General features: G+C 72.1%; 16 protein-coding genes. 6 read left to right on the top strand and 10 right to left on the bottom strand.

From position 1 onward, the window contains the following. Positions 1–185 precede the first annotated feature (185 nt). On the top strand, positions 186–1,664 hold the full coding sequence (locus ACGF7U_RS06735; RefSeq protein ID WP_393103683.1) for a hypothetical protein: 1,479 nt from the start codon (positions 186–188) through the stop codon (positions 1,662–1,664). Between the two features lie 4 nt (positions 1,665–1,668). Here the strand turns inward: ACGF7U_RS06735 and coaE are convergent, their stop codons facing one another. After that, positions 1,669–2,850 carry a dephospho-CoA kinase gene (gene coaE, locus ACGF7U_RS06730; protein ID WP_393103681.1) on the bottom strand — a complete coding sequence of 394 codons (1,182 nt, stop codon included), beginning with the start codon at positions 2,848–2,850 and terminating at the stop codon, positions 1,669–1,671. A 140-nt stretch (positions 2,851–2,990) separates the two neighbouring features. Here coaE and ACGF7U_RS06725 point away from each other — a divergent pair, with 140 nt between their 5' ends. Together ACGF7U_RS06725 and ACGF7U_RS06720 are read left to right on the top strand one after the other, a co-directional pair. Further along, positions 2,991–3,524 carry a PadR family transcriptional regulator gene (locus tag ACGF7U_RS06725; RefSeq protein WP_393103679.1) on the top strand — a complete coding sequence of 178 codons (534 nt, stop codon included), beginning with the start codon at positions 2,991–2,993 and terminating at the stop codon, positions 3,522–3,524. Then, complete coding sequence (locus ACGF7U_RS06720; protein WP_393103677.1) at positions 3,508–4,143, top strand: GyrI-like domain-containing protein; 636 nt, start codon at positions 3,508–3,510, stop codon at positions 4,141–4,143. The genes ACGF7U_RS06725 and ACGF7U_RS06720 overlap by 17 nt, the downstream gene beginning before the upstream one ends. A 170-nt stretch (positions 4,144–4,313) precedes the next feature. Here the strand turns inward: ACGF7U_RS06720 and rpsA are convergent, their stop codons facing one another. Next, a complete protein-coding gene (rpsA, locus tag ACGF7U_RS06715; protein WP_091105097.1) occupies positions 4,314–5,804 on the bottom strand; it encodes a 30S ribosomal protein S1 in 1,491 nt (496 codons plus the stop codon). A 403-nt stretch (positions 5,805–6,207) separates the two neighbouring features. Between rpsA and ACGF7U_RS06710 the strand changes: the two genes are divergently transcribed. The 3 genes from ACGF7U_RS06710 (at position 6,208) to ACGF7U_RS06700 (ending at position 7,734) form a co-directional block, all read left to right on the top strand. Then, positions 6,208–7,014: a class I SAM-dependent methyltransferase gene (locus ACGF7U_RS06710; RefSeq protein WP_393103675.1), complete on the top strand. Its 807-nt coding sequence runs from the start codon at positions 6,208–6,210 to the stop codon at positions 7,012–7,014. Positions 7,015–7,094: 80 nt separating this feature from the next. Continuing rightward, positions 7,095–7,316 carry a DUF2945 domain-containing protein gene (locus ACGF7U_RS06705; protein ID WP_393103673.1) on the top strand — a complete coding sequence of 74 codons (222 nt, stop codon included), beginning with the start codon at positions 7,095–7,097 and terminating at the stop codon, positions 7,314–7,316. Beyond that, positions 7,303–7,734: a DUF3140 domain-containing protein gene (locus ACGF7U_RS06700; RefSeq protein ID WP_393103671.1), complete on the top strand. Its 432-nt coding sequence runs from the start codon at positions 7,303–7,305 to the stop codon at positions 7,732–7,734. Before ACGF7U_RS06705 ends, ACGF7U_RS06700 begins: the two co-directional genes overlap by 14 nt. 207 nt (positions 7,735–7,941) lie before the next feature. On the opposite strand, the gene polA is transcribed toward ACGF7U_RS06700, so the two are convergent. From polA to ACGF7U_RS06660, 8 genes are all read right to left on the bottom strand, one after another. Continuing rightward, a complete protein-coding gene (gene polA, locus ACGF7U_RS06695) occupies positions 7,942–10,641 on the bottom strand; it encodes a DNA polymerase I (protein WP_393103669.1) in 2,700 nt (899 codons plus the stop codon). Between the two features lie 87 nt (positions 10,642–10,728). Next, positions 10,729–11,538 (bottom strand): amino acid ABC transporter ATP-binding protein, encoded by an 810-nt coding sequence (locus ACGF7U_RS06690; protein ID WP_393103667.1) that lies wholly within the window; start codon positions 11,536–11,538, stop codon positions 10,729–10,731. Then, positions 11,535–12,515 carry an amino acid ABC transporter permease gene (locus ACGF7U_RS06685; protein WP_393103665.1) on the bottom strand — a complete coding sequence of 327 codons (981 nt, stop codon included), beginning with the start codon at positions 12,513–12,515 and terminating at the stop codon, positions 11,535–11,537. Before ACGF7U_RS06685 ends, ACGF7U_RS06690 begins: the two co-directional genes overlap by 4 nt. Positions 12,516–12,517: 2 nt before the next feature. Then, positions 12,518–13,429 carry an ABC transporter substrate-binding protein gene (locus ACGF7U_RS06680; RefSeq protein WP_393103663.1) on the bottom strand — a complete coding sequence of 304 codons (912 nt, stop codon included), beginning with the start codon at positions 13,427–13,429 and terminating at the stop codon, positions 12,518–12,520. A gap of 33 nt (positions 13,430–13,462) precedes the next feature. Beyond that, on the bottom strand, positions 13,463–14,173 hold the full coding sequence (locus ACGF7U_RS06675) for an ABC transporter ATP-binding protein (protein WP_393103661.1): 711 nt from the start codon (positions 14,171–14,173) through the stop codon (positions 13,463–13,465). Then, the gene (locus ACGF7U_RS06670; protein WP_393103659.1) at positions 14,163–15,008 is read right to left on the bottom strand and encodes an ABC transporter ATP-binding protein; all 846 of its coding nucleotides are present in this window, start codon (positions 15,006–15,008) and stop codon (positions 14,163–14,165) included. Before ACGF7U_RS06670 ends, ACGF7U_RS06675 begins: the two co-directional genes overlap by 11 nt. Then, a complete protein-coding gene (locus ACGF7U_RS06665; RefSeq protein WP_393103657.1) occupies positions 15,001–16,110 on the bottom strand; it encodes a branched-chain amino acid ABC transporter permease in 1,110 nt (369 codons plus the stop codon). Before ACGF7U_RS06665 ends, ACGF7U_RS06670 begins: the two co-directional genes overlap by 8 nt. After that, entirely contained in the window at positions 16,107–17,057 is a 951-nt protein-coding gene (locus ACGF7U_RS06660) for a branched-chain amino acid ABC transporter permease (protein ID WP_393103655.1), read from the bottom strand. Before ACGF7U_RS06660 ends, ACGF7U_RS06665 begins: the two co-directional genes overlap by 4 nt. Positions 17,058–17,226 lie beyond the last annotated feature (169 nt).

Genomic DNA, 17,226 nt, shown 5'->3' with positions numbered 1-17,226 from the left:
CCGCTCGCGGCGGCCGACCGGGCAGGCGGCCAGGCCCTCAGCGGCCGGCCCGCTCCCGGCACAGGGGTCGCAGCACCCGGCACGCCCGGCGTGCGCACCCGACGTGGTCGCGCCCGAGGCGCTGACCGGCCGCCGCGAGCGCCCCTGCTCGTCACCCCGCGACGGTGAATCCCGTTCAACCCTCCGTGGAGACCTCCGCCGCCCGTACCGAGCGCACCGTCGCGCCGCCGGACCGCCCCCCGCACGACGACGCTTCCACCGGAAGCATCCCGCGGCTGGTGGCCGGCCGCCGGCGCACCACCCTGCTGGCGCTCGCGGCCGTGGCCGTGCTCTCCGCGACGGCGCTCGTCGTGGGGCTGGTGAGCTGGGCGCCGGACGGGCCGGAGCCGCCGCGCGCGCTGACCGGCGAGGAGCGCGAGCGGCTCGCCGCGATGCGGGTCACCAACTACCGCGACCTGCGGGCCGGGGTACGCGTGACGGCCGGCACCGGGCCGGCGCGCACCGAACTCGTGGGCTGGGTCGACTGGTCGCGACCGCTGGTCTACCTGGACGTCGGCGGGCCCGGCGCGGGCGCCGAGCGGGGTCTGCTGCAGGCCACCCCGGGCGTGGCCGTGCTACGCCCCGACCCGTCGGCGGTGCCGACCCCCGCGCCGCCGCCGCTGGTGCCGCCGGCCGACCGGTGGCGGCTGCACGACCCGTCCGCCGGGCGGGGGCTCGCCGCCCTGCTCGACCTGCTCTTCCGGCTCGGCGCGGACCGCCCCGAGCCGCCCGCGGAAGCCGCCCGGTGGGTGGGGCGCGCCACGGTCGGGGCGGAGCCGGTCGACATCCTCCAGGCGCCGCCGCCCGACCCCGGCGCGCCGCCGCCCGCCGGGACCACCGACCAGCCGCGCTACTGGTTGGACCGCGACGCCCGCCTGCACCGGCTGGAGACGGGGCTGCCGGGCCTCGGGCCGGTCACCGTGCAACTGACCCGCACGGACCGGCCCACGCTGCGGCCGGTCGACGCCCTCGGCGGCCGTCCCGGACAGCCCCGTGCCCTGACCGTCGCCGAGCGGGGCCGGCTGGACCGGTTGCCCGCCCGGCTCCGCGCCGCCGGTGGCGCCGCCGTCACCCTCTCCGCGCCCCTCGCCGTCGCCACCAACCTGCGCGGCGCCGGCTGGGTGAGCTGGACGGAACGGGCCGCGTACGTGACCGTCGCCGACCTCGGCGCACCGGAGCGCCGGGCGCTGCTGCGCGTCGACGCCGCCGGCGTGGCGCGGGCGGAGGTGCCCGCCGCGACGGTCCCGGGCAGCGTGGAAGCACCAGGCCGGCCGCCGCTGCCGCCCCCGACCCGGGGCTGGCGGGCCGACCCGACGCGCGCCGACGACCTGGGCCTGCTGCTCGACGCGGCGCTGCGGGCCGCCCGGCCGCCCGACCAGCGCGGCGGCGCCCTGCGGGTGCGCGGGGACAGCCTCGCCGGCGAGACCGTCGACGTGGTCGAGCTGCGCGCGTCGCGGACGTTGTTGCGCTACTGGATCGACCGGACCGGCGTGCTGCGGCGGCTGGAGCTGCGGACCCGGTTGGGCACCTGGGCCCAGCTCGACCTGACCCCCGGCGCGGTGCCCCGGCTGCCCCCGGTCGGGCCCGCGCCACAGCGTGCGAAGGCGTCGGCCGCCGGTCGGTGACCGGTCAGGGCCGCCAGCCGGTCCGCGCCGCCCACTCCTCGGCGCGCAGGTGCTCCTCGTCGAACCAGGGGTCCTTCGCGGTGGTGTAGGCGACGCTGTCCGGGGCCGAGGCGGCCAGCTCCCGCTTGAGCAGCAGGTAGGCGGCCCGCTGGTCCGGATCGGCGCGCAGGTGGTCGCGCGTCAGCAGCGCGTACCGCCAGCCCGGCGAGTCCACCGCGCGGACGTGCAGGTGCACGGGGCGGCCCGGGTCGGCGCTGCCGTGCAGCCGCTTCTCCCACCGCCCGCTGCCGGGCGGGCGGGGGTTGTCCCACCAGTCGCCGGGCAGACGCGGGAAACCGGCCGCCGCGAGGCGCTCGGCCAGCGGTCCGTCCGCGTCGGCGAGGGTGGGGACGGTGAGCTGGATGTCGATCACGTCCTTGGCGGCGAGACCCGGGACCGCGGTCGAGCCGATGTGGTCGAGCCGCGGGTCGGCGGGGGCCACCGCGTGCCGGATCCGGCTGGCGAGCCGGGCGTACTGCCGCGGCCAGGTCGGGTCTGCCTCCGTCAGCTCGACGCGGTGCGGGCGCACCGGCCGTCGCGCGCGCAGGTTGGCCTCGAAGGGCACCAGCCGCTCGTGCCACAGCGCGTCGACCGCCGCGTGCAGGTCGGCGAGGCTGCCGTCGTTGGCCAGCACCACGTCGGCCACGGCCCGCCGCCGGGCGTCGTCGGCCTGCGCGGCCATCCGCCGCTCGGCCTCCGCCCGGTCCATCCCCCGGTCGCGGGCCAGCCGCGCCAACCGGGTGGCCACCGCCGTCTGCACCACGACCACCAGGTGGTACGTGGGTGCGAGCCCCACCTCCACCAGCAGCGGCACGTCGTTGACCACGATCGCGTCCGGCCCCGCCGCGGCGGCCAGCTCGGCGGTCCGCTGCCGGACGCGCGGGTGGGTGATGGCCTCCAGTCGGCGGCGTGCCGTCTCGTCGGCGAAGACCAGCGCGCCCAGCGCCGCCCGGTCGAGGGCGCCGTCGGCGGCGAGGATCCGGTCGGAGAAGGCCGCGACGATCTCGGCCAGCCCCTCCGTGCCCGGCGCGACCACCTCCCGGGCCACGCGGTCGGAGTCGATCACCACGGCGCCGCACTCGGCCAGCCGGCTCGCCACGGCGCTCTTGCCGGACCCGATTCCCCCGGTCAGTCCCACCTTCAGCACGGCACCAGTCAACCGGATCGCCACCGCACCGGCGGCACCGGGTCGCCCGGCCGGGCCCTTCCGCCCGGCGACCCGCCCCTGGGAGACATCCGCGGGATCACCCGGCGGGATCCTCGCTATCCTAGTAGTAGGATATGCCCGTGGAACTGACGCCCGCCGAGCTGACCGTGCTCGGCTTGGTCATCGAACGCGCCCGGCACGGCTACGACCTGGAGCGGGTGATCGAGCAACGCGGCATCCGGCAGTGGTCCGACGTCGGCTTCTCCTCGATCTACTACCTGCTCGCCAAGCTGGAGAAGCGCGGCCTGGTCCACGTTCCCGAAACCCCCGCCGCCCCGAAGTCCCGCCGCGTCTTCCATGCCACCGCCGAGGGCCGAGAGGTCGCGGCGCGCACGGCGCTGGCCCTCATCGAGGAACCGCGGCCGGTCCCGCACCCGCTCCTCGTCGGCGTCGCCAACCTGCCCCTGCTCTCCGACCGGGAGTACGCACAGGCGCTGCGCACCCGGCTCGCGCGGGTGGAAGCCCGCATCGAGTCGGTCCGGGCGGCGCGGCAGGCGCAAGCCCCCCTCCCGCCACCGGCGCGTGAGGTGTTCTCGTACTCGCTGTGCCTCCTGGAGGCAGAAAGGCAGTGGCTCGCCGCCCGAGCCCAGGTGCCCGATGACGGACAAGACTGACTTCAAGAGGACCCTTGACGCCTACCAGGCCACCCGGGGCCGGTTCCGGGTCCTGGACGTCCCCGACACGCAATACCTCATGGTCGACGGCCACGGCGACCCGAACACCTCACCGGCGTTCACCGCCGCCGTCGAAGCCCTCTACCCGGTTGCCTACAAGCTGAAGTTCGCCAGCAAACGGGACCTCGGACGCGACTACGTCGTCCCGCCCCTGGAGGGCCTGTGGTGGGCCGAGGACATGGCGTCCTTCACCGCGGCACGCGACAAGTCACGGTGGGACTGGACGCTGATGATCATGGTCCCGGACTGGATCGACAAGGACATGTTCGCCGCCGCCGTCGAACAGGTCGGGGCCAGGAACCGCCCGTCGCGGCTCGACGACACCCGGCTGGAGACGCTGTCCGAGGGGCGGTGCGTGCAGACGCTGCACCTCGGTTCCTTCGACGACGAAGCCGAGGTGCTGGCGCGACTGCACCACGAGTTCGTGCCGGGCAACGGGTTGCGGATGGCCGGCAGACACCACGAGATCTACCTCAGCGACTTCCGCAGGGTCGCACCGGAGAAGCAACGCACCATCCTGAGGCAGCCGGTCACCATCGCCGCCGCTTCGGGCGCGTAGGCGCAACGACGACCAACCCGCTCGCCGCCGTGGCCGACCCGGTGAGCCGCCCACCACGGCCACGGACGACGTGACGCGGTGGTCCGGCGGGCCGGTGCGGGCAGACGGAGGGGCCCCGCCCCCGGCGATCTCGCGATCGCGGGGACGGGGCCCTTCCGTCGTTCAGCGGGTCACTTGCCGCCGGCGAGCTTCTCCCGCAGAGCGGCGAGCGCCTCGTCGGTGGCCAGGGTGCCGGCCGGCTCCTCGGCCTGGCGGCTCGGGGCCGCGCTGGTCGAGGTGGTGGTGCCACCGGTGACGGCCGGAGCCGGGTTGGCAGCGGCCTCGGCGTCGGCGGCCCGGGAGGTCTGCACCTGCTTGGTGTGGGCCTCCCAGCGCTGGCGCGCCTCGGCGTACTGCTGCTCCCAGGTCTCGCGCTGCTTCTCGTACCCCTCGAGCCACTCGCCCGTCTCCGGGTCGAAGCCCTCCGGGTAGATGTAGTTGCCCTCGGCGTCGTAGGTCGCGGCCATGCCGTAGAGGGTCGGGTCGAAGTGCTCCTCGCCCTCGACGAAGCCCTCGTTGGCCTGCTTGAGCGACAGCGAGATCCGGCGGCGCTCCAGGTCGATGTCGATGACCTTGACCATGACCTCGGAACCCACCTGGACGACCTGCTCCGGGATCTCCACGTGGCGCTCGGCCAGCTCGGAGATGTGGACCAGGCCCTCGATGCCGTCGTCCACCCGGACGAAGGCGCCGAACGGCACCAGCTTGGTGACCTTACCCGGCACGATCTGCTGGATCGCGTGGGTGCGGGCGAACTGACGCCACGGGTCCTCCTGCGTCGCCTTCAGCGACAGCGAGACCCGCTCGCGGTCCAGGTCGACGTCCAGGACCTCGACCTCGACCTCCTGGCCCACCTCGACGACCTCGGACGGGTGGTCGATGTGCTTCCAGGACAGCTCGGAGACGTGCACGAGGCCGTCCACGCCGCCCAGGTCGACGAACGCGCCGAAGTTGACGATCGAGGACACGACGCCCTTGCGGACCTGGCCCTTCTGCAGCTTGTTGAGGAACTCGGTGCGCACCTCGGACTGCGTCTGCTCCAGCCAGGCCCGGCGGGACAGGACCACGTTGTTGCGGTTCTTGTCCAGCTCGATGATCTTGGCTTCGAGCTCGCGGCCGACGTACGGCTGCAGGTCCCGCACGCGACGCATCTCGACCAGGGAGGCGGGCAGGAAGCCGCGCAGCCCGATGTCGAGGATGAGGCCACCCTTGACCACCTCGATGACCGAGCCGCGGACGACGCCGTCCTCGTCCTTGATCTTCTCGATGGTGCCCCAGGCCCGCTCGTACTGCGCCCGCTTCTTGGAGAGGATCAGACGACCCTCCTTGTCCTCCTTCTGGAGGACCAGGGCCTCGATGTGGTCACCAACCGAAACGACCTCGGCCGGGTCCACGTCGTGCTTGATCGACAACTCCCGAGAGGGGATGACACCCTCGGTCTTGTAGCCGATGTCGAGCAGGACCTCGTCCCGATCGACCTTGACGACGGTGCCTTCGACAATGTCGCCGTCGTTGAAGTACTTGATGGTCTCGTCGATGGCGGCGAGGAAAGCTTCCTCGGAACCGAGATCGTCGTGGGTGACCCGGGTGGCGCTCGAGGGGGCCTCGATGCTGCTCGTCATGTGGGCGGTTGCTCCGGTCGGATGGTGTGTCACAGCAGGCTGGTGTCGCGGTGACCTGTTCGCGCCAGCGGATCCGTCGCCGGGCACACCGATAGATCGAGTGAGATCATGGAGTAACTCCGCCAGTGGTCCCGGAGACCGCGCACCTGCTCCCTGCCGAGGCACACGATCCGCGAGCGCATCGTCTAGCCTACCCGCTGCATTACCACAGCGTGCAAGCCCTCCCGTCCTCTCGCCGCCGCGCCACCTGCGAAAGCGGAGATATCGGCAGGAAGCAGCCTCAGGTGTCGCCTCCGTCACAACCGTCCCAACCGAGACGGTAGCGCCGCCCACATCGCGCCGCACCCCCGGGGGCCGGCCGCCCGCCGTCGCGCCGGGTGGGCCCGGGGCCTAGCGTGAGCGGGTGGATGACGACAGCCGGGTGACCCGGCGCCGGGTGGCCGACGCCGAGGCCCGCCGGGCCAACCGCCGCTGGTGGGACGCCGACGCGGACGACTACCAGGCCGAGCACGGCGGCTTCCTCGGGGACGTGGACTTCGTCTGGTGCCCCGAGGGGGTGCGCGAGGCGGACGTACGGCTGCTGGGCGAGCTGACCGGGCGGCGGGTGCTGGAGGTCGGCTGCGGCGCCGCGGCCGCCGCGCGGTGGCTGGCCACGCGGGGCGCCCGGCCGGTCGCGATGGACCTCTCCGCCGGCATGTTGCGGCACGCCGCGCTCGCCGCCGGACGCACCGGCGTACGCGTGCCGCTGGTGCAGGCCGACGCGCTGGCGCTGCCCTTCGCCGACGGCGCGTTCGACACCGCCTGCACGGCGTTCGGGGCGATCCCGTTCGTGGCCGACTCGGCGGCGGTGATGCGCGAGGTGTTCCGGGTGCTGCGTCCCGGCGGCCGCTGGGTGTTCTCGGTGACCCACCCGATGCGGTGGATCTTCCTCGACGACCCCGGCGAGGGCGGGCTGACGGCCGTGCACTCGTACTTCGACCGTTCCCCCTACGTCGAGCAGGACGAGACCGGCGAGGCCACGTACGTCGAGCAGCACCGCACGCTCGGCGACCGGGTCCGCGAACTCGTGGGCGCCGGATTCCGCCTGGTCGACCTCGTGGAGCCGGAGTGGCCCGCGGGGCACGAGGGGATCTGGGGGCAGTGGAGCCCTCTGCGCGGCCGCCTCTTCCCCGGCACCGCCATCTTCGTCGCGGAGCGGCCGGCGTCGTGACCGACCGGACACGACGTGCGCTCCGGCCCGTACGTTCGGTGCCGTCGTTTCCGCCCGGCGACGCCGGGTACCCGCGCGGCATGGCCGAGCAGAACGAGTTCCGCGAGGGTGACCACGTCTCGTGGGCCAGCCACAGCGGCCGGGCGTACGGCGTGGTCAAGGAGAAGATCACCGAACGGACGCACGTGCGCGGGCACACCGTGAACGCGTCCCCCGACGACCCGCAGTACCGGATCCGCAACGACGACTCGGGCCGGGACGTCGCCCACCGACCGGAGGTGCTGCGCCATGAGCAGGGCTGACGAGGGCCGGGACACATACCGCGAGTTCACCGAGGCGGTCAACATGAAGCCCGGCGAGCTGTCGAGGTGGCTGGAGACCGACGAGTCGAAGCACGTCGGCTGGCGGAAGAAGGGCACCAGCGGCGGCGAGTCGGTCGGCCACGAGTCCGGCCGGAAGATCATCGGCCTGCTGCGGCGCAAGCGCACCGAGTTCTCCGAGGGCGACTACCGGCACATGCGCAAGGTCGTCGGGTACGTCCGCCGGCACATGGCGCAGCGCCCGTCGGGCGACGTCCGCAACACCAAGTGGCGCTGGTCCCTGATGAACTGGGGGCACGACCCGCTCAAGGCCCCGCTCCCGGCCCCCGGCGGCCGGTCCAGGCAGGCCCTCGAGCGGCACGGCGCCCCGCCGAAGGAGCGCCGGGGACCGGGACGCTGAGCCGCACACGGCCGGACGTCGCCCGCGCCGGGAGGCCGAGCCGCGCAGGCCGGACGTCGCCCGCGCCGGGACGGCGAGCCGGGGACCGCGTGCGGCCGCACGGCGGTCGGCCGCGCCGGGACGTGGAGCCCGCGACCACGCGCGGCCCCACGCCGTTCGGCCGGCCGGGCTGACCGGCACCGGGCGCCGTCCGGCGGCGACGGCCCGTCAGTGGTCGGCGCTGTTCCAGTCGCGCCCCTCGCCGACGGAGACCTCCAGCGGCACCGACAGCGGGTACGCCCCGCCCATCTCCCGCCGCACCAGCGCCTCCAGGGTCTCCCGCTCGCCCGGCGCGACCTCGAAGACCAGCTCGTCGTGCACCTGGAGCAGCATCCGCGAGCGCAGTCCGGCCTCGCGCAGCGCGGTGTCGACGTGCAGCATGGCCACCTTGATGATGTCGGCCGCCGAACCCTGGATGGGGGCGTTGAGCGCCATCCGCTCGGCCATCTCGCGGCGCTGGCGGTTGTCGCTGACCAGGTCGGGCAGGTAGCGCCGGCGACCCAGGATGGTCGAGGTGTAGCCGTCGTGCCGGGCGCGGGCGACGACCTCCTGGAGGTAGTCGCGCACCCCGCCGAACCCGGCGAAGTAGTCCTCCATCAGCCCGCGCGCCTCCTCGGCGGTGATGCCGAGCTGCTGGGAGAGGCCGAACGCGCTCAGCCCGTACGCCAGGCCGTAGTTCATCGCCTTGATCTTGCGCCGCTGGTCGGCGGTCACCTCGTCGAGGGGCACCGCGAAGACCGACGAGGCGGTGGCGGCGTGGAAGTCGGCGCCGGAGTTGAACGCCTCGATCAGCGCGTCGTCCGACGACAGGTGCGCCATGATCCGCATCTCGATCTGGCTGTAGTCGGCGGTGAGCAGGCACTCGTAGCCCTCCCCGACCACGAAGGCGCGGCGGATGCGCCGCCCCTCCTCCGTGCGGATCGGGATGTTCTGCAGGTTGGGCTCGGTCGAGGAGAGCCGGCCGGTGGCCGCCACCGTCTGGTTGAAGGTGGTGTGGATGCGGCCGTCGTCGGAGACCGACTTGAGCAGCCCGTCGACGGTCGTCTTGAGCTTGGCGACGTCGCGGTGGCGCAGCAGGTGGGCCAGCACCGGGTGCGGGTTCTGCGCGTAGAGCCACTGCAGGGCGTCGGCGTCGGTGGTGTAGCCGGTCTTGATCTTCTTGGTCTTGGGCAGGCCCAGCTCGCCGAAGAGGATCTCCTGCAACTGCTTGGGCGAGCCCAGGTTGAACTCCCGCCCGACCGCCGCGTACGCCCCCTGCGCGGCAGCCTTCACCTCGGCGGCGAAGTGCGCCTCCAACTCGGAGAGGTAGTGCGTGTCGGCCGCGATGCCGGTGCGCTCCATGGCGGCGAGCACCCGCATCAGCGGCAGCTCCACCCCGGCCATCAGCCGGGCGGACTGCTCACCGTCGCGGGACAGCTCGGCGTCGATCGCGTCGGCCAGGTCGAGGGTGGCCCGGGCCTGGAGCATGAGGTTCTGCTCCGCCTCGCCGTCGTTGCCGAGCCCGTCGAGGGTGAGCTGGCCGGTCTCCGGGGCGTCGACCCGCAGCTCGCGGTGCAGGTAGCGCAGCGCGAGGTCGGTCAGGTCGTAGGAGCGCTGGTCGGGGCGGGCCAGGTAGGCGGCGATCTGGGTGTCGCGCAGGATGCCCGCCAGACCCCAGCCGTGCGCGGCGAACGCGAGCACTGCGGGCTTGCTGTCGTGCAGCACCTTGGGCCGCGCCTCGTCGGCCAGCCAGGCCGCCAGGGCCGCCTCGTCGGCCGGCTCCAGCGTGGCGGGGTCGAGCCACGCCGCCGCGCCGCCGGCGGTCGCCAGGGCCATGCCGGTCACCGTGGCGGTGTGCCGGCGGTTGGGCCCGGTGTCGAGCTTCACGGCGACACCCACCGGGGTGCCGGCCGGCGCGTGCGTCTCCAGCCACCCCGCCACCGCCCCGGGCGCGGTGAGCACCTCGCCGGTGAGGTCGAAGCCGGACTCGGCCTCCGGCTCCACCGCCTCCAGGTACTGGTAGAGCCGGTCGCGCAGGATGCGGAACTCGAGGGTGTCGAAGACCTGGTGGACCGCCTCCCGGTCCCACCCCTGCCAGCGGGCGTCCTCGGGACGCAGCGGCAGCTCCAGGTCGGAGACGAGGCAGTTGATCTCGTAGTTGCGGATCACGTCGGCGAGCCGCTCGCGCAGGCTGTCGCCGGCCTTGCCCTTGATCTCGTCGGCCCGCGCGATGACCCCGTCGACCCCGCCGTACGTGTTGATCCACTTCGCGGCGGTCTTGGGGCCGACGCCGGGGATGCCGGGCAGGTTGTCGCTGGTCTCGCCGACCAGGGCGGCCAGGTCGCGGTAGCGCTCGGGGGCGACGCCGTACTTCGCCTCGATCGCCGCCGGGTCCATCCGGGCCAGGTCCGAGACGCCCTTGCGCGGGTAGAGCACGGTGATCCGGTCGCCGACCAACTGGAAGGCGTCCCGGTCGCCCGTGCTGATCAGCACCGACATGCCCTGGTCGCGGGCCTGGCAGGCGAGGGTGGCGATGATGTCGTCGGCCTCGTAGCCCTCCTTCTCCACCACCGGGATGCGCAGCGCCGCGAGGACCTCCTTGACCAGGCTCACCTGGCCCTTGAAGTCCGTCGGGGTCTCGCTGCGGCCGGCCTTGTACTCCGCGTACTTCTCGGTGCGGAAGGAGCGGCGGGAGACGTCGAAGGCGACGACGATGTGCGTCGGCTGCTCGTCGCGCAGCACGTTGATCAGCATCGACGTGAAACCGTAGACCGCGTTGGTCGGCTGCCCCGTCGTGGTGGAGAAGTTTTCCACCGGCAGGGCGAAGAACGCCCGGTATGCCAGGGAGTGTCCGTCGACGAGGAGCAGGCGCGGCGTCGTAGCTGTCACGCGAGCGACTCTAGCCGCCCGCCCCGACACTCCGGGACACCGGCACGGGCGCCGGCGCGGCCCGGGCGGGCCGCGCCGGAGCCCCGCTCAGAGCACCTTGGCCAGGAACGCCTTGGTCCGGTCGTGCCGGGGGTTGGCGATCACCTCGCGCGGGTTGCCGGACTCGACGACCACGCCGCCGTCCATGAAGACCAGCGAGTCGCCGACCTCCCGCGCGAAGCCGATCTCGTGGGTCACCACGATCATCGTCATGCCGTCGCGGGCCAGGTCCTTCATCACGTCGAGCACCTCGCCGACCAGCTCCGGGTCGAGGGCGCTGGTGGGCTCGTCGAAGAGCATCAGCTTCGGCTGCATGGCCAGCGCCCGGGCGATCGCCACCCGCTGCTGCTGGCCGCCCGAGAGCTGGCCGGGATAGTTGCCCAGCTTGTCGCCCAGCCCCACCCGCTCCAGCAGGGCGGCGGCCCGGTCCCGCGCGGCGGCCCTGGACTCCCTGCCCAGCAGCACCGGCGCCTCGGCGACGTTCTGCAGGGCGGTCATGTGCGGGAAGAGGTTGAACCGCTGGAACACCATGCCGATCGCCCGGCGCTGGGCGGCGACCTCCTTCTCCCGCATCTCGTGCAGCTTCCCGCCGCGCTCGCGGTAGCCGATCAGCTCGCCGTCCACCCGGATCCGACCGGCGTTGATCTTCTCCAGGTGGTTGATGCAGCGCAGGAACGTCGACTTGCCGGAGCCCGAGGGACCCAGCAGGCAGCACACCTCGCCGCTGCGGACCTCCAGGTCGATGCCCTTGAGCACCTCGATCGACCCGAACGACTTGTGCACCTGCTCGGCCCGGACCATCGGCCCGGACTCCACCGCCGGCTCGCCGGCCTGCGCCGGCACGGTCAGCTCGGTCATGCGTCGTCCACCTTCCCGATCCTGCCGCCGCTCTCCGCGGTGACCGCGCGCAGCCTGGTCCTCGCCCGGCCGCCGCGCCCGACGCCCTTGGCGAAGTGCCGCTCCAGGTAGTACTGCCCCACCAGCAGCACGCTGGTCAGCAGCAGGTACCAGATGGTCGCCGCCACCAACATCGGGAAGACCTGGAAGGTCCGGCTGCCGACGGCCCGGAGCTGGAAGAACAGCTCGGCCGAGACCGGCACGAAGGCGACCAGCGAGGTGTCCTTGAGCATCGCGATGGTCTCGTTGCCGGTCGGCGGGACGATCACCCGCATGGCCTGCGGCAGCACGATCCGGCGCAGGATCTGCCCGCGCCGCATGCCGAGGGCCTGCGCGGCCTCCGTCTGCCCCTCGTCGACCGACTGGATGCCGGCCCGCACGATCTCCGCCATGTAGGCGGCCTCCGACAGGCCCAACGCCAGCATGCCGGCGACGAAGCCGGTGAGGATGTCGACGGAGGAGAAGCCGAACAGCCGCGCCTCGAAGTCGTCCACCCCGAACAGGGCGCCGATCTGCCGGTCGAAGGGCAGGCCGAACTCGATCCGGGCCCAGAGGATGCCCAGGTTGCCGAAGAGGATCGCCAGCACCAGCCGGGGCACCGCCCGGAAGAACCAGGTGTACGCCCAGGCGACGCCGCGCAGGATCGGGTTCTCCGACAGCCGCATGACGGCGAGGACGACGCCCAGCACGACACCGATCAGCATCGAGGTCACCAACAGCGCGATGCTGCCGCGCACCCCCTCGACGATCGGCGGGCGGAACATCTCGTCGACCATGAACGACCAGTTGAACGCCTTGTTCGTCACCAGCAGGTGGACGAACATGGCCACCAGCACCCCGATCACGGCGACGGCGACCCACCGCCCGGGATGCCGCACGGGCACGGCGCGGATGGGTTCCGGCCGTGCCCGCTCGGGTGTGTCTGTCTCGACCGACATGGTCAGCTGGTCGGGTTCAGCGCCGGGGTCGTGATGGCGCCGCCCTCGACGCCCCACTTCTTCAGCGCGGTCTCGTACGTGCCGTCGGCGATGACCGCCGCGACGGCCTCCTTCAGCACCTCGGCGAACGCGGCCTGGTCCTTCTTCACCGCGTAGCCGTACGGGGCGGACTCGTAGATGTCGCCGAGCAGCTCCAGCTGGCCGTTGCTCTGCTTCACCGCGTACGCGCCCACCGGGGAGTCGGCCAGCATGGCGTCGTCCTTGCCGCTGACCACGGCGGCGGTGGCGTCGCTCTGCGCCTGGTACTGGTCGATGGTGATCGCCGGCTTGCCGGCCTCGGTGCACTTCTTCGACCGGGCCTTGATGTCGTCGAGCTGCACGGTGCCGACCTGCACGGCGATCTTCTTGCCGCAGGCGTTCTCGGCGTCGACCTTGGCCGGGTTGCCGGCCTTCGTGGCCCACTGGGTGCCGGCGGAGAAGTAGCTGACCATGTTGACGGTCTTCATCCGCTCGGCGTTGATCGTGAACGAGGAGACGCCGATCTCGTACTTGCCCGAGTCCACGCCGGGCAGGATCGAGTCGAACGGCGCCGACTCGTACTCGGCCTTGAGGCCGAGCTTCTGCGCGACGGCGTTGAACAGCTCGACGTCGAAGCCGACGACCGTCTTGCCGTCGGCGTCCAGGAACTCCGCCGGGGCGTACGTCGAGTCGGTGCCGACTTTGATCACGCCGTCGGCCTTGATGGCGTCGGGCACCTTCGCGGCCAGCGCCGAGTCGGCGGCGGCGGTGACGCTGGGACCGGCGCCGGGCTGCTCGGTGTTCTCCTTCTCACCGCAACCGGCGATCGAGAAAGCGAGCAACGCGGCACCCGCGGCGCCGAGCACGGCCCGGCGGCCACCAGTGATGTGGAACATGTCGTTCTCCTTGCGATGAGGGGTGGCGGCAGGTCAGGCCACGCCGAGGTATGCCTCTTTGACCGCCGGGTCGTGCAGCAGGTCCGCGCCGGTGCCGCTCTTGACGATCCGGCCCGTCTCCAGCACGTACGCCCGGTGTGCGCGGGCCAGGGCCTGCTGGGCGTTCTGCTCGACCAGCAGGATGGTGGTGCCCTGTTCGTTGATCTCCGTGATGATGTCGAAGATCTGCTGGATCAGCATCGGCGCCAGACCCATCGAGGGCTCGTCGAGCAGCAGCAGCTTCGGCCGGCTCATCAGCGCCCGGCCGACGGCCAGCATCTGCTGCTCGCCGCCGGAGAGGGTGCCGCCGGGCTGCTTGCGCCGCTCGGCCAGGCGCGGGAAGAGGTTCAACACCCGGTCGAGGTCCTGGGCGATGCCGGCCCGGTCCCGCCGCGTGTACGCGCCCATGTCCAGGTTCTCCAGCACCGTCATGCCCGGGAAGATGCCCCGGCCCTCCGGCGCCTGGCACAGCCCCCGCCTGACCCGCAGGTCGGCCCGGAGCTTGGTGATGTCCTCACCGTCGAACCGGATGCTCCCGGTGGCCACCGGCCGGATGCCGGAGATCGCCCGCATCGTGGTCGACTTGCCGGCGCCGTTGGCGCCGATCAGGGCGACGATCTCGCCCTCGTCCACCGTCAGGCTGATGCCGTGCAGCGCCTGGATCCGCCCGTACAGCAGGCTCACATCGTCGATCTCAAGCAGCATCGTCCGGCACCCCCAGGTACGCCGCGATCACCTTCGGGTTCTCCCGCACCTCGGCGGGCAGTCCCTCGGCGATCTTCTTTCCGAACTCCAGCACCACGATCCGGTCGGTGACCCCCATGACCAGGCGCATGTCGTGCTCGATGAGCAGCACGGTCACGCCGGTGTCCCGGATCTGCCGGATGAGCTGGAGCAGTTCCTCCTTCTCCGCCGGGTTGAAGCCGGCGGCCGGCTCGTCCAGGCAGAGCAGCACCGGGTCGGTGGCCAGCGCGCGGGCGATCTCCAGCCGCCGCTGCTCGCCGTAGGAGAGGTTGCGGGCGAACTCGTGCATCCGCTTGCGGATGCCGACGAACTCCAGCAGGCGCTCGGCCTTCTCCCGGCCCTCGCGCTCCTCCTTCCAGTACCGCGGCAGGCGGAACAGCGCGGAGATGACGCTGGTCTTGTGGTGCGCGTCCGCGCCGACCAGGACGTTCTCCAGAGCGGTCATCTCGGGGAACAGGCGGATGTTCTGGAACGTCCGCGCCATGCCCATCTTGGTGATCTGGTGCCGCTTCTTGCCGCTGATCTTCTCGCCGCGGAACCGGATCTGTCCCTGGGTGGGCTGGTAGATCCCGGTCATCGCGTTGAAGCAGGTTGTCTTGCCGGCGCCGTTCGGGCCGATCAGACCGAGGATCTCCCCCTTGTAGAGGGTGAAGTCCACCTCGTTCAGCGCGACCACGCCGCCGAAGCGCAGCGTGACGTTGTCGACCTCCAGCAGCGGCTCCCGGGTGGGCACCGCCTCCACGGCCGGCGCGCCGGCCTGCGCCGGAACGGCCGGCGTCTGCTCGGTGTCACTCACCGACGGTCACCTCCTTGCGGCGGTCCTTGAACTCCGCCGCACGTCGTCGGTTCGGGATCAGGCCCTCGGGCCGGAAGATCATCATTACCACCAGCACCAGGCCGAAGAACAGGAACCGGTACTCGTACAGCTCGACGCCGAACAGCTCGATGCCGCGGAACCGCTCGATCATGTACGCCACCAGGCCACCGCCGACGATCGCGCCGACGATGTTGCCCGAGCCGCCGAAGATGACCGCGGCGAGGATGATGATCGAGTTCAGCAGCTCGAAGTTCTGCGAGTTGACGAAGTTCTGCTTGCCCGCGAAGAGCGCGCCGGCCAGGCCGGCGATCGCCGCGCCCGCCGCGAACGCCCACAGCTTGAACTTGAACGTCGGCACACCCATCAGCTGCGCCGCGTCCTCGTCCTCGCGGATGGAGATCCAGGCGCGGCCGACCCGGCTGTGGGTCAGGTTCCGCACCCCGATCACCACGAGAATGATCACCGTGAGCACCAGCCAGTAGTACGGCCGGGCGTCGAGCACGCCGAAGACCGGCTTGCCGTCGGCGTACTGGCCGGGCGGGTGCGGGATCTGGTTGAAGCCCCGCTGGCCCTTGAGGAACTCCGAGCTGACCGCCCCGATCCGGATCATCTCGGCGAAACCGAGCGTCACCAGCGCCAGGTAGTCGCCCCGCAGCCGCAGGGTCGGCGTACCGAGCATCACGCCCGAGACCATCGTCAGCGCGATCGCCACCGGCACCGCCAGCAGCCACGGCCACAGCGTCTTGATGTCGCTGCTCGGCGAGGTCAGCACCGCCACGGTGTACGCGCCGACGGCGAAGAAGCCGAAGTAACCGAGGTCGAGCAGGCCGGCGAAGCCGACCACGATGTTCAGCCCGACGGCCAGCAGCACGTAGATCGAGACGGTGAACATCACCTGCGTGAAGTTCGCACCCGGGGTCGGGATCGGCCCGAGGTACTGGTAGAACTCCTTGTTCGGCAGCGCGTAGAAGAACACGATCACCGCGGCCAGCAGCGCCCAGCGCACCCAGCGCGGCGCGCCGCGCCACCGTTCCCCGGCCGCCTCGCGGCCGGAGCGCACCTTCTCCAGGACGGTCGTCATGCCCGTGCCCTCCCCAGCGACTCACCCAGCAGACCGGTCGGCCGGAACATCAGCAACACCACCAGCAGCGCGAACGCGGCGAAGTCCTTCCACTCGCTGCCGAACAGGCCGGAGGCGTAGTTCTCCACGACGCCCAGCAGCAGGCCGCCGAGGAGCGCGCCGCGCAGGTTGCCGATGCCGCCCAACACCGCGGCGGTGAACGCCTTGAGGCCGAGCAGGAAGCCGACGCTGTAGGTGAGGGTCTGGATCCGCACGTCGTAGAGCAGGCCGGCCACGCCGGCCATCGCGCCACCGGCGACGAAGACCATCATGATGATCCGGTCCTTGTTCACGCCCATCAGCGCGGCGGTGTTGGCGTCCTGGGCCACCGCCCGGATGCCGCGGCCGACCCGGCTGCGGTTGATGAACAGGTCCAGCCCGATCATCATCACCAGCGCAGACCCGAGGGTCAGCAGCTGGATCGCGTCGATCGGCACGCCGAAGACCTCGAACAGCGGCTTGGAGCTGACCAGCACCGGCGCGCCCTCCGGGCGGCGGCGGGTCCAGACGCCGAACGCCTCGGAGATGGCGATGGACGCGCCGATCGCGGTGATGAGGAAGGCCAGCGGCGGGGCGTTGCGCTTACGCAGCGGCCGGTACGCCACCCGCTCGATCACCGTCGCGGTGCCCGCCGAGGCGACCGCCGCCACGAGCATCGCCACCAGCAGGTAGAAGATGATCGTGCCGACCCCGCTGACCTGCGAGTCCTGGTTGAGGCCGAATCCGTTCCAGGTCCACAGCGCGGCGAACGCGCCGGCGATGAAGACCTCGGAGTGGGCGAAGTTGATGAGTCTCAGCACGCCGTAGACCAGCGTGTAACCCAGCGCGACCAGGGCGTAGATCGCACCCTGCGTCAGGCCGGTCGTCGTGAGTTCTCCGAAGTTGGAGAACAGTCCGTCGAAGTTCAAGGGAGGGACGCTCCATCAGGGTCTGGAGAGAAAAAGGGGGTGGGGGCGGGGGCGGGCGCCCCCCCCCCCCCCCCCACCCAAAAACAAACCAGTGTGAGCGACCCCCGGCCAGGCAAAGGGGTGGACACGTGACGGCCCCCCCAAACCCCCCCGCCCCAAGAAGCACCCA

The organism is Micromonospora sp. NPDC047670 (assembly GCF_043204915.1).
Lineage (GTDB): Bacteria > Actinomycetota > Actinomycetes > Mycobacteriales > Micromonosporaceae > Micromonospora.
The sequence above is the reverse complement of the archived record's forward strand: the minus strand, read 5'-3'. Positions and strand labels throughout refer to the sequence as shown.